The sequence below is a fragment of the Brevibacillus brevis genome (assembly GCF_001039275.2).
In the GTDB taxonomy this organism is placed as follows: Bacteria; Bacillota; Bacilli; order Brevibacillales; family Brevibacillaceae; genus Brevibacillus; species Brevibacillus brevis_C.
In genome coordinates this window covers 4,482,920-4,495,501 of the sequence record NZ_CP030117.1, presented here as the reverse complement: position 1 = coordinate 4,495,501, position 12,582 = coordinate 4,482,920, and the positions used below count along the sequence as shown (strand labels likewise).

Below are 12,582 nucleotides of genomic sequence, written 5' to 3'. Positions count from 1 at the left end.
CCATTCAGCGTGGCTGCCTTTTTGTCATGTTATTCGCGAACAGGATCATCAACCAGCCACCCTGCACCGATTTCACCCAAGTAGTAACACTCCAGCGAATACGCTTGCATATTCGAATAGCGGATGTGTTCAGGGATAATGAATGCGGGATTTACGCCACCTGTTCCACCTGTGGGTGTACCTTTGGTGATGCCGCGGAAAATGACCTTGATATTATAGTTCGGGAGATTGTACATGTTACTCAGTCTTTGAATAACTCTTTGCTTGAGATCGCCTAGCTCTTGAGCGGCTCTATTTTCAGCGGTTGTGTAAGGCCAAGGGTTTTCAGGATGGTACTTTTGAATGACGATCACATATTCATCGAATTGATCCGTATCACGCCGTTTGTCCAATTGAACGATTGCTTCGTGAATGCGGGCGTTAATTTGTAAATCATCATGGGAGCTGATCGTCTTGATCTCCGTAGCAACGCGTTTATTCTTGTATAAATTGCTGGAATTATCCTCGTCCATCATGTGGACTCCCGCGTCGTCATCGTTGTCCTGCTTCTCCAAATAGGTGTAATCGATGTCAGGATCGTTATCCTTATCTTGACCGAAATAGGGCGTGATCTCCTTTCCGAAAAGACGCTGTGCTTCTTCCAACTCTGTATAGTTCCCGCCTGTAACCGAGAAAATGTCGGAAATTTTGGAGTGCAGACTGTAGCTGTACCGCACTTTGTCAAAGTAAGACAAGTAGTTTGTCTGGTCAAAAAGTTCATTGATTGTTCCTTCATGCAAATCATTGGTTTTCGCCACATGTTTCTTCCACATTCTGCGTGCATCTAACAAGGCTTCGTCCCAAGTGCCTTGGATAATCGGGGATGATACAGAACGAGTAGCATCCGTACCTGTGCCATCTGTCATGGTACCTGTGGCTGCCAGTGACCCATAGCGATCAGCTTCAGCTTCGAGAGAGGGATCGTCATTGATGGGCAGGCTAGCATCCAGAACGTTCGCCTTTACCCGCCCTTGTCGTTGCTGGACCACATGTGTCAGCTCGTGACCGAGTAGCTGCTGACCGCTTTGCGTTTCCGGCTGATAGGTGCCGGGAGCGAAGTGAATGTCATTCCCTTGGGCGAAGGCAACAGCTCCGATTTGGGAGGCGACAGACGATTCTGGATGAATCTGTACCTCTGAAAAATCAGTGTGGAATGCCTGCTCCATTTTTGCTTGGACGGAATCGGGGAGTGAGCGACCGCTGTCGGAAGAGAGATTCTCCGATTTTTGCAAGGGAGTCCTTGATAACATGCGTTGCACCGCCTGATTACCAAGAGTCTTTTGCAGAGAAAGGATGTGGGAAGAGTGACTCGCCTTTCTTTGGACCTGGCTCGGTTGGAGCATGTGCTTGGAAACAGGTGCTTTCGGTTTTTCGTGAGTCGCATCCATAGACGGCTTGCTAGATGCATAGCGTCGCATTTTTACACCCCCTCTGCTTTTGTCACGTCCAATTGAACGGGTTCCTTTTGCTGTGCTTGATAGAAATAGAGATACAGATACGGGTCGACCAAATCGCTCATGATTGCTCCGGTACGATTCGTGTACGTGGTCGACGTCTTGGGCAAAATGGCAGATTTGCTGTCGAGCTCGTTCCGATCTTCTTTGACGATCGAGATGACCTGTGGGTGATAGACGTGGACGGCAGTGACAATCTGCTTGCTAGGGTGTCCTGGCGCTGGTTCAAGTGTAAAAGCCATGTTCATTTCACGATACGCAAGTTTTTGCGGCGATAAGGTGGTATCCTTCGCTGGTGGAACTTCGGGTGCTTTTTGATCGGCAGGAGGAGGGACAGCATCTTCGACTTCCTTCGGCGCGTCATCGTCGGGCTTGCCCATAATCTCTTCCAGCTTGCTTCTGGAGATGCCAATGAATCCTGGCAAATAAATACGACCTTCACGGAAGTACCCCTTGTACAGCGGCAAGCCTTCCTTGTCGTAGAGTACCCCGATGCCGTCGTAGGCACCTGCCCGAAATTGCCCTTGATACAACAGAGCGTCTTCGGCAGAACGAAGCTCTCCCGTTCCGTGATAATGCCCTTCTGCAAAACCGCCTTTATACAGCGTTACGCCACTTGCATCTCTCAGCTCGCCCTGCCCGTGATACACGCCCAGCAAAAAATCACCTTGATAGACGATGCTGCCACTGGTGGAGAATTTGGTTCCGGCTCCATTGAAGTGCCCATTTCGAAAATGACCTTCATACACGAGCTTGCCATCCCGATCAAAAAGACTCCCGGCCCCGTTGTATCTGCCGTCCAAAAATTGCCCTTTATATTGCACGAGCCCGTTTTCGTAGTAATCAGTACCTTCGCCGCCGTAGAAGCCATTGTCAAACAGTCCGTCATAAAGCAGCTTTCCATCCTTTGTAAAAAGTCGGCCAGCTCCGTTGTACACGCCGTTTTTAAAGGCCCCCTCGTATTTGCTTGCGCCGTTTGTGTACAATTCCTGACCGGCTCCATCCAGCTTCCCATTTTTGAATTCTCCCTGAAAAACGACTTGCTGGTTGTCGTTGTACAACGCCCCCTGACCAGCGTAAACGCCATTTTCAAATCCGCCTTGATAGACGAGAACGCCTTTCCGGTATCCTTTGCCTAAGCCTTGCGGAGTGCCACTTTTGAACTCGCCATTGTAAATGAGCTTCCCTTTGTCGTCATAGAGCTCGCCTTTTCCGTCATAGAGACCATCCACGAGCTGGCCAGAATAGATCATCGTGCCTTCCGGGTTGTAGATGATCGCCAGACCCGTGTCGGAAATTTGTTGATTGGGAGTTTTTAGATGAATGACGATAGGACGTTGCAAAAAGCGGTTAAGCGCATCGGGAGGATTGATGAACAGGAAGTAGGCCAGGACAAGGAGCAGTAGTCCTGTCAAAATGAGAAAGCGTTTGGCGATGTAAAAACGGCCGATATGCACGTAATCGTTGAGTGAAGTTTCTTTTTTGGTGAACAGTCCGGCAATGCCGTTCTTGATCCAATCGAGGGCTTGCTTGGGGAGGGCGGCTCCTTTTTTGATCCAATCCTGCACCCATTTTTTGAGCGGATTGGTGAGTGGTTCTACAATGGTTTGTTCCGTTAGCTTTTGGAGTTGTTTGTCCATATGTTTCCTCCCTATTTGTCAGGGAACCTGAATCGTCGCTTGTCCGGGGTTCGTGATCTGAATGACGCCACCCCAGCTACACATGAGCTTGGAGGTTTGATTGAGGGCGGGCATGTTGGCCACGAGAACAGTAGGGGAGCCAGGAACCCAAGGGGCGGCGGTGACAGGAACACAGGGGACCGGAGTGAAAACGCCCAGCTTCGCCGCTGTGGCTGCTGCGACCTGAGGGTTGGACATCGTATTGCACATCCCGAATGGAAGGACGTTTACCATTGGTTTATTGTCCATAATGTTTGCGATCGGCATACTGGTTGTGACGCGATTCACCGGGAGCACCATGAGTGAGCTGGGAGCAGCACCGAAGCTGCACTGTAGCATGGCTCCTCCGCAGACGAGTTGTCCCATGAAGCCAACTCCTTTTCATAAGTCATCTGGTAAGATATTGAAAATCAATCTGTATAGTAGTATAAATGTCAAATAGAGAAGATGTATAGCGAAATTTGTAATTTTTAGTATAATGTTGCTTGGTATCATTTTCGAAAATACGTTTTCGAGAGATGGGAGAACCGCAAACAATGGGAAATAACAAGAAGGTTTCCTGGTTGACCGGACTGCTGATTGTATTTGTTGGGATCGGCTTGCTGCTCGCTTGGAACATGGATAGGAGCGGGAAGCAGGACGAACCGTTTCAAGGGATCGACAGCATCGCGGTCAATCGTGAAAAGGATGTCGTCCTCATAACGGATGGACACCAAAAGCTGACTAGCCTGTACCCCGATCGGACGCTAAGGTATCAGCAAGTACTGGAGCAAAATCCAGAAGAGGGCTTGGAAAATTTCACAGAGGTAGCCATCGACGAAGAAGGATATGCATACGTGTTGATTACAAAGCTGGATAGCTTTGGCTTGCGGACCGTATCCGAGAGAATCGTGCGAATGGCGCCAGATGGAGAAATTGTACAAGTCGTGTATGAAGATGCATACGGAGCGAACAGCTCGTACAAGCGAATTGGCAAGGTACGCTCCCTGCAAGTCGAGAAAGATCGCCTTTATTTTTATGTTTATCAACATCCTGAAGTAATTGCCTATCAATTTGTACCCTCTGATTCATCCCCCACACAACTCTATCAAATCCAATTGCCTAATGAAGTATACGTCAATGAAATCACAGGAGTAGACCCACGGCATACCTATGTCACTACCAAGCGTGGAGAGTTTTTCCAGGTCGATGTTCCCCAAGGAAGCAGGGAAGCACAAGTAAAAGGTCCGCTCTACATTCACTCCGAACGCTCGGAAAAGAATCGTACCGTCCCCGATCATGTCAAAGTGGGGCCAGCAGGTCGTCTTCTTTTCTACAATTCTGATCAAAATGTCATTGAACGCTTCGATCCCGCACACCCAGATGAAATCGCCTTGATGGTGCCTTCCAAAACATTCGAGGAGATCAAGTCGAGCGATAGCAGTGCCTTAACGGCGTTTGCTGTAACTCCCCAATATGAGATCGTAGTCGCCACAGATAGTCAACTCGCCTTCCTGGATCAACAGGGAAATGTAATGACCAAGCTCACGTCCCCGTCTGTATCCGAAAAAGACCGCTTGAAGGAATGGACCTGGTGGGCAGGATTGGGTGTGGAAATTCTCCTGTTCTGTGTCATTCAGTTTCTGCTGTTTCGCCTCTTCCGGATTCCGTTGATTATCAAGCAAACGATTGTGATAGCCCCACTTATTGTTGTCCCTGTATTCCTTCAACTGGAGGGAACGAAGCTGACCTTCTCGTTTATGGAGCAGGAGAATCAAACCGATCTTCGTCTCCAAGCCTATGTTATTTCTACGCTGATCGAAGGGGACAAGCTGGATGGAATCAATGGAGCGATTGATTACATGAATGCGGACTATCAAGCCGTACAGGCCAACCTGAAAAAACTGGAGGTCCCAGATGATGTGAATGTGAACAGGGGGCTGTACAAAACGATTTATAAATACAAAGATGGCGAATTGTTTCTCATGATGGATGACAATGACAGCGCAGAAGTGTTTGAAAATGTGTCCATTGATGACGAGTTCCGCAGTGTGGTCATGAAACGGGAGATCGTCTCGGGTAAAGCCCAGGATCGGACAGGCTACTGGATGTACGCGATGGCCCCGATCTACAACTCCGCAGGCAAGCTATCGGGTGTGTTGGAGCTGGGCAGAGAAATGAACGGGGTCCGCATACAGCACAACGAAATGTCCCGTGAGCTCGGCCGTGGAGCTGCGCTGGTCTGGTCAATTTGTGCGAGTCTATTCTTCCTTTTCTCGTGGCTGACATACCGAAACATCCGCAATCTGCAAACGAACGTCTCTGATATGGGAAAAGGCGACTACAGTGTGGTGGCCAGGGTTCGCTCCATGGATGAAATTCAAAAGCTGGCAGAAAGCTTCAACCAAATGGCAAAGCGCATTCGTCAGTACATCTCGAATATTACGAGGATGAGCGAGGCGAACAATCGCTTTGTACCGCAGCAGTTTATCCATTTTCTTGGGAAGGAAAGCATACTCGACGTGGAGCTGGGTGATCAGGTGGAGCGGGAAATGGCCGTCATGCGCATGAGTCTTCAATCGTTTCAAGCCATCTCTCATCGTCTGCGACCAGAGACGACCTTCCGCGTCATCAATGCGTTTCTCAAGCGGTTTGCTCCGATTGTGAACGAAAATCAAGGGATGATTACCGAATATCTCGATCCCGGCGTGCTTGCTGTTTATCCAAAAGAGGCGAAAGACGCGCTGGATGCGGCCGTACAAATGCGCCGTACGTTAGCGGACTATAACGAGCAACGGGCGGAAAAAGGGTACGATCCGATTGAATTGCGGGTTGCTCTGCATCACGGTCCGCTCATGCTCGGAATTATAGGTGAGGCGACGCGTCTGGAGGCTGCGATCATATCGGATCACGTCCGCGTGGTGGAGAAAATGGAAAAGATGGCGGAAACGCTCGGGGCCTGCATCCTGATGTCCGATTCGCTGTTTGCCGAGATGGGAGAGAGCACGCCGTACCGATATCGTGATTTAGGCTGGGTACACATCGAGGGAGAGGCTCAGCCGATGCATTTGTACGACGTATACGAGGGGGATGCTGACCAGATTCGTGCGCACAAGGATGAGACGAAGGAATTGTTTGAGCAGGCGATTGCGATGTATCAAAATGGGAGGTTTCACGATGCGCGCTCCGCTTTTCTGTCCGTCATCAAGCAAAACCGCTGGGATCAGGCGGCGCGACAGTATTTCTACCTATGTGACGAATACGCCCAAAAAGGGGCCGAACGAGATTGGTCTGGCGAGTTGAAAATATCGTAGGAGCGGTGAAAAAGCGAAATGACGAGTCCCGAACCGAATCACAACCAGTGGAACTATTACGAAGAGATGCTTCAATGGCTGGATATTCATCTGATGCGCTTGCTGGCTGTACGAGCACAGCAGGGGGATGATTATCCGCTTGATCAAATGAGGGGGGTGATTGTCACAGAGGAAGAAGTCGTGCAATTGCTTGAGGCAGCCCCGCCAGCAACGCAGCTATGGGAGGCTTTCACAGAGCGGGTGGCAGCATGCGAGGAACGATTGGATGCCCTGCACATGCAAGAAGCGGGCAGCATACCGATTCTGGCAGTAGCAGACGCTTTTTCACTCAACCGCTTCGAGTTGGGATGTTTATTTCTTTGCCTGGCAGTCGAACTGGATCGGAAGTACGAAAAACTGTTTGGCTACCTCCTCGATGATATTACGTGCAAGTCACCTACTCCCGAATTGGCGATACAGCTATTTTGCCGGACAGCCACAGAGAGAATAGAGGCCTGGACAGCGTTTGCGCAAAAAAGCAAGCTGGGCCGACTACTGCTTTTTACAGAGGGGGACATGGGGGGCAGCGGATCTTGGCTCTCTCGGCCGTTAAAGCTGGATGAACGTATGCTGCACTTTTTGACGACAAGGAATGGAGGTGATGCCAGTCTGCCGCCGTGGCTATCCTGGAGCTTGCCAGATCAAGAGCTGGAACCGTTGGTAGGAGAGAACGCGATTCATTTGCAGGAGCGTTTTGAAACATTGTGGGAAACGGCAGGAGCAGATTCAGAGCAGCTTCTCCTGCATTTGCATGGTCCAACTGGCGTTGGCAAAAGGCATCGAGTCAAGCATCTGTTTCATCGCGTCAGGCGACCAGTGCTGTTCGTCGATGCAGAGCGCTTGATCCGGGAGGAAGCTTTTTCACGAAGATTACAGCAGGTCTTGCGGGAGGTGCAGTTGCGTCGGGGTGTGCTGTGCTTGCATCATTTCGAGGTTTTTCTGACAGAAGAGGTACAAACAGCTGGGCGCAAGCAACTGGTGATGGATGAACTCGAAAGCTTTTTAGGCCCGATTGCCATCGTGGCGAAAAGTCAATGGAAGCCGGAAAATGCTCTGGGGAAGCGGATTTGGCTGGAAATGGAGGTGGCTAATCCAGATGAAACGGAAAGGAGGCGATTATGGGAGACGGGCAGTGCAGGCATGAGCTTTTCTCAAGAGATTGACGCAGGTGTTTTGGCTGGAAAATTCAAGCTGAATGCCGGGCAAATCAACCAGGCGCTTCACAGAGCAAATGAGATGGCGATGCAGACGAAAGACAGGATCATTACGAAAACGCATCTCCACGAAGCTTGCTTCCTGCAAATGAGACATGCGCTAGAAAAGCATGCCACGCGCTTGAGACCCAAATACAGCTGGGAAGATCTGATTTTGCCAGAGGAGCAACTGACTTTGTTGCGGAACGCCTGCAATCAGGTGACCTATCGAAATGTCGTTTTGGGAGAGTGGGGCTTTGGACGAAAGCTCTCTTATGGCAAGGGCGTCAGCATGTTGTTTGCAGGTCCTCCGGGTACGGGCAAGACGATGTCGGCGGAAGTCGTGGCGAACGAACTGGGTCTGGAGCTTTTTAAAATAGACCTGTCGCAAGTGATTAGCAAGTACATTGGGGAGACGGAAAAAAACCTCCACCACATCTTCTCGGAAGCGAGAATCGGCAATGCCATCCTCTTCTTCGATGAAGCCGATGCCCTCTTTGGCAAGCGCTCAGAAGTGAAAGATTCGCATGACAAATACGCGAATGTGGAAACGGCCTACTTGCTGCAAAAGATGGAGGAGTACGAGGGGGTCTCCATTTTGGCGACGAATCTCCTGCAAAATTTTGACGAGGCCTTCATGCGCAGAATCAACTACGTGGTGAAGTTTCCTTTTCCCGAACCGTTCTATCGCGAAGAAATATGGCGCAGCATATTCCCGGCCGATACGCCGCGAGCTGCTGACATCGATTTTGAGTTTCTCGCGTCGAAGCTGCACATTGCTGGGGGCGGGATCAAAAATGTGGTTCTCGCTGCCTCTTTCTTGGCTGCATCGGAAGGCACGCCTGTTTCCATGAGTCATTTGATTGCGGCTGCAAAGCAGGAGTTAAAAAAGACGGGTAAGCTGCTATTGAAAGAGGATTTGGGGGAGTATGCCAACGGGTAGTGCGTATCGAGGGGAATATATAATTTTACAAAAATAGATAAAAATTCATGTAAAACCATTAATTTCAATGTTATGATAGGGATATTCTGTCAAATAATGTCGAGGTGAACGGGGATCAGCCAGTACACCGCCATTGCTGAAGTAGGGGAGTCGCTGCTCGCTCTTTTGCGAAAAGAGATGACGCCGGAGCCGATTAGCCAACCGGAGTTGATTGGTCTAAGCTCGCCTGCTCAGTCAGGAGATTTAGCGTTAGCCTTGTTTTTATACGAAATCCGGGAAAGTCAGGAGAGGCAGCACATGATGATCAGTGAAGGTACTGATCAGCTGCGATATCCCCCAATGACGGTCAATCTATCCTACATATTGACCGCCCATTCCCCAGCAGAACAGCATACCCGCATGCTGGACGAGCATCGCATCCTCGGGCGTGCCATGCAGGTTCTCTACGACAACGCCATTTTGCGTGGCGATCAGCTTCAAGGCTCCCTTGCCAACATGGATACAGAGCTTCGTGTCGTCGTGGAGCAGCCTCCCGTTGATAAACTCATCCAACTCTTTCCACATGTTCCGTACAAGCTATCCATCGGCTACTCGGTAGGGCCGGTTCACATCGATTCAACCCGAGTTCGTTCAACGAAGCGTGTACTGGAACGAGATATTCGCATACGAGGGGAAGGTCATGGTTAATGGATCAGCATTTCCGGGTGCGTATTCGTTCCGTCTTCTCGTATGCCGTCCGTCTGGTGGACATGTATACAAGAGGAGCCCCTTTTCGATCGAGCTTGTCTGTTCGCTTGGCAAATCATCCACAAGTCCCCGTATGCAAAGGGGACGGATGGTATATCTTTTCTGACTTGCCTGATGGGATTTACACGCTCACCATAAGCAGCCGGGAGTATATCGATCGCTCCGTGTCCTTTTCCGTGATCACTGGGCGCACATCTTACACGGAGTCAGTCATCTACTTGCATCCGAGTCCAGCCTATCCATTTCGGGCAGGAGACTCCCTTATTCGAGGGAGAGCTTGTGTGGAGGATGGTTCCCCAGTTGGCGGTGCCTATGTGCAAGCTGTCATCTCTTATGAGCGAGATGCCCCGGTGAGATTGGCCGAGGACGCAGACAAAGAGGCTACGGAGCTAATCGTAGCCAGTAAAAAGGGTCAAGTCGATTTGGCTGACGCTTTTCTTCTCGAAACACCCACATGTAAAGGGACGATCATTCGTTTTGCAAGTCCCCCAAAAGGTCGGGTTTATCCCTTGACCGAACCTCTTTCTTTTGCCTACCCAAGAGGCACTGTCTTACTCCCACTGCTCGAAACGTATTGCGACGACAGAGGGGAATTCGTAGTTGCCCTTCCATTGTTTCTGGAAAAAACTCATGCTGGTATAAAAATTGAAGTGCGGCGGGAAGAAGCCGCTGGTTTTGCCGAGCTTTCCATTCAAGCCGGTACGACCCAATCCATAGGTATCATCCAATTGAACAGACCCAAATAGGGTGATCCGGCAGTTGTTTGGCTTTGGTCCATGACATCCTGCTGCCTGATTATAGAGCAAGACTCACGTATCAAAACGGCATTTTTATAAGTGGTAAAGCAAGTGATGAAATTATTCGGAGGGAGGGACTGATTGCAGGTTTCTGCTGCTGATACATGCGGAACTCTCCAATCAGGTTACGATGCCAGAGTACTTATCACCAGGGGTGTATGTCGAGGAATTTGATAGTGGCCCCGTTCCCATGGAGGGAGCGAGTACGAGCACGGCCGGCTTTATCGGGTTGGCGCAAAAAGGACCCGTTGCGGGATTGCCTGAGCTGATTACAGGTGTTAATGATTTCCGCAAATTGTTCGGTTCCTATTTGTCTGAGAATGCGTTTGGCGAATACCGCTATCTCGCCTATGCGGTGGATCACTTCTTTCTGAATGGAGGCTCTCGTTGCTATGTGATGCGGGTAGCGCCAGCAGATGCGAAGCCGGCTTCCAATGAAGGCAACAGCGAAGGGGCTGTCCTTCGGATTACTGCCAAAAATCCGGGGGCATGGGGAAATCAGATTCGCGTTCATTTGATTCCGTCGAGCAAGGCAAAAACGCAGATTTACGAGCAGCTAGGCGAAGCTCCTAAGTACCGTGTGAAAAACAGTGCAGGCTTTCAACCAGGTGATGTCGTTTCTTTCTATGACGGTGAAACCAAACAGTACAGTGAAGTGGTTTCATCCCAAGACAATGTGATCGAGCTGTCAGTTGTGCTTACAGGAGACGTCATCGATAACAATCTGCTGCCGGTCAAAATTTTGTCCACATGCGAATTCACGGTGCAAGTTTTCTACAACGATGAGGCAGAAGAGTTCGACAAATGCTCGCTCAATGTTTCTGCTGCTAATCATGTCAGCAAGCTGTTGTCCAAGAGCAATATCGTAGAGGTCGAAGCGGGAGCTGCCCCAGCGAGCCCGGAAGTCATACCGCCTTTTACCGTCATTTCAGGGATGGCGGAAGAAACCCAATCCGAGGGCGGAAAGACGGAATTCGGTCTGTATCAAATCTCTTTGGCAGGGGGCAGTGACGGTTCTGTCGCCAATCTGTCAGCGGGCGAATACATGGGGGAGGATCATGGACCCGGCAAACGTACCGGAATCCAAGCCTTCATCGATAATGACGAAGTGAGCATTATGGCCATTCCTGGCGTGACAGACCCGAATGTGCAGCTCGCGCTTGTGGCTCATTGTGAAAACTTGAAAAGCCGCTTCGCCATCCTCGATATCCCACGCGACAAGAAAAAAGTAAGCGATGTGTTGACGCATCGCAATATTTTCGATACGCAATACGCAGCCATCTACAATCCTTGGCTCCAAGTGTTCGATCCGCTGGACAAGCGTAACATCTACATTCCGCCATCAGGCTCCATGGCTGGTATTTATGCGCGCTCGGACAATACCCGCGGCGTCCACAAGGCCCCGGCAAACGAGGTCGTGCGCGGCTGCACAGGACTGGATTGCCAGTACAATACGGGCGAGCAGGATATTTTGAATCCGAAGGGAGTCAACCTGATTCGCGCATTTACAGGTCAAGGAATTCGCGTCTGGGGTGCACGGACGATGTCATCCAATGGGCTATGGAAGTACATAAACGTGCGCCGTCTGTTCATTTTCCTCGAAGAATCGATCAAAAACGGGACAAACTGGGTGGTATTTGAACCAAATGACGAGAGGCTGTGGGCCCGCGTCCAACGCACGATCGATTCTTTCCTGACGCGTGTCTGGCGAGATGGCGCATTGATGGGCTCAAGCCCGCAGGAAGCCTTTTACATCCAAATCGGAAGAAGCACGATGACGCAGGATGATATCGACAATGGCAGATTGATCTGCGTGATTGGTGTAGCACCTGTCAAACCAGCAGAGTTCGTCATCTTCCGTATTACGCAAAAAACATCTGATCAGTAATAATTCACGAGGAAAAACAGTGTGAAGAAAGGGGTACAGTATGGCAGATCGCAAGGATCCATACCGCAAGTTTCGGTATCGGGTAGAGATGGACGGCATTCAGCAGGCAGGCTTCAGTGAGGTATCGGGCTTTGATGCGTCTGTGGACGTAGTCGAGTATCGCGAAGGCAATGAAGTGATTACACCGCGCAAGCTCCCGGGCTTGGCGAAGTACGGAAATATCACGCTGAAATGGGGCGTGACGGATTCGATGGATTTGTACAACTGGATGCAGGACACCATCCAGGGCAAGGTCGCACGAAAAACGGTAACGATCATTGCTATCAATGAGGCCGGGGATGATGTCGCTACATGGAAGGTCATTGAAGCATGGCCGACCAAATACACGGCTCCTGATTTTAACGGTACGTCCTCAGAGGTAGCGATTGAACAGTTGGAAATTGCCCACGAAGGAATGACACGTACGAAATAATAGAAGATCCCGACGCCAAAGAGTGGCAAGGAAAAGGC

Annotated in this window: 9 protein-coding genes; 6 read left to right on the top strand and 3 right to left on the bottom strand. The window is 50.2% G+C overall.

Annotated elements, in window-relative coordinates:
* Nucleotides 1-29 precede the first annotated feature (29 nt).
* The 3 genes from AB432_RS21750 to AB432_RS21740 are packed head-to-tail and all read right to left on the bottom strand — an operon-like array spanning nt 30 to nt 3,538.
* On the bottom strand, nt 30-1,457 hold the full coding sequence (locus AB432_RS21750; RefSeq protein ID WP_048034044.1) for an eCIS core domain-containing protein: 1,428 nt from the start codon (nt 1,455-1,457) through the stop codon (nt 30-32).
* Between the two features lie 2 nt (nt 1,458-1,459).
* A complete protein-coding gene (locus AB432_RS21745; protein ID WP_048034043.1) occupies nt 1,460-3,133 on the bottom strand; it encodes an MORN repeat-containing protein in 1,674 nt (557 codons plus the stop codon).
* An 18-nt stretch (nt 3,134-3,151) separates the two neighbouring features.
* Entirely contained in the window at nt 3,152-3,538 is a 387-nt protein-coding gene (locus AB432_RS21740; protein ID WP_007721356.1) for a DUF4280 domain-containing protein, read from the bottom strand.
* A gap of 170 nt (nt 3,539-3,708) precedes the next feature.
* Between AB432_RS21740 and AB432_RS21735 the strand changes: the two genes are divergently transcribed.
* The 6 genes from AB432_RS21735 to AB432_RS21710 all read left to right on the top strand — a co-directional run bounded on the left by AB432_RS21735 (nt 3,709) and on the right by AB432_RS21710 (nt 12,544).
* Entirely contained in the window at nt 3,709-6,465 is a 2,757-nt protein-coding gene (locus tag AB432_RS21735; RefSeq protein ID WP_048034042.1) for an adenylate/guanylate cyclase domain-containing protein, read from the top strand.
* A gap of 18 nt (nt 6,466-6,483) precedes the next feature.
* Nucleotides 6,484-8,640 (top strand): ATP-binding protein, encoded by a 2,157-nt coding sequence (locus AB432_RS21730; RefSeq protein ID WP_048034041.1) that lies wholly within the window; start codon nt 6,484-6,486, stop codon nt 8,638-8,640.
* A gap of 114 nt (nt 8,641-8,754) precedes the next feature.
* On the top strand, nt 8,755-9,327 hold the full coding sequence (locus AB432_RS21725) for a Pvc16 family protein (protein ID WP_113732283.1): 573 nt from the start codon (nt 8,755-8,757) through the stop codon (nt 9,325-9,327).
* Entirely contained in the window at nt 9,327-10,133 is an 807-nt protein-coding gene (locus tag AB432_RS21720) for a hypothetical protein (RefSeq protein ID WP_048034040.1), read from the top strand. The genes AB432_RS21725 and AB432_RS21720 overlap by 1 nt, the downstream gene beginning before the upstream one ends.
* Nucleotides 10,134-10,314: 181 nt before the next feature.
* Complete coding sequence (locus AB432_RS21715) at nt 10,315-12,072, top strand: phage tail sheath subtilisin-like domain-containing protein (RefSeq protein WP_048034039.1); 1,758 nt, start codon at nt 10,315-10,317, stop codon at nt 12,070-12,072.
* Nucleotides 12,073-12,112: 40 nt separating this feature from the next.
* Nucleotides 12,113-12,544 (top strand): phage tail protein, encoded by a 432-nt coding sequence (locus AB432_RS21710; RefSeq protein WP_007721341.1) that lies wholly within the window; start codon nt 12,113-12,115, stop codon nt 12,542-12,544.
* Nucleotides 12,545-12,582: the final 38 nt, after the last annotated feature.

Excerpts from the sequence above, each read along its gene's own strand:
- AB432_RS21740 (WP_007721356.1), bottom strand. The coding sequence starts at position 3,538 with ATGGGACAACTCGTCTGCGGAGGAGCCATGCTACAGTGCAGCTTCGGT.
- AB432_RS21750 (WP_048034044.1), bottom strand. The coding sequence starts at position 1,457 with ATGCGACGCTATGCATCTAGCAAGCCGTCTATGGATGCGACTCACGAA.
- AB432_RS21730 (WP_048034041.1), top strand. The coding sequence starts at position 6,484 with ATGACGAGTCCCGAACCGAATCACAACCAGTGGAACTATTACGAAGAG.
- AB432_RS21710 (WP_007721341.1), top strand. The coding sequence starts at position 12,113 with ATGGCAGATCGCAAGGATCCATACCGCAAGTTTCGGTATCGGGTAGAG.
- AB432_RS21745 (WP_048034043.1), bottom strand. The coding sequence starts at position 3,133 with ATGGACAAACAACTCCAAAAGCTAACGGAACAAACCATTGTAGAACCA.
- AB432_RS21720 (WP_048034040.1), top strand. The coding sequence starts at position 9,327 with ATGGATCAGCATTTCCGGGTGCGTATTCGTTCCGTCTTCTCGTATGCC.
- AB432_RS21735 (WP_048034042.1), top strand. The coding sequence starts at position 3,709 with ATGGGAAATAACAAGAAGGTTTCCTGGTTGACCGGACTGCTGATTGTA.
- AB432_RS21715 (WP_048034039.1), top strand. The coding sequence starts at position 10,315 with ATGCCAGAGTACTTATCACCAGGGGTGTATGTCGAGGAATTTGATAGT.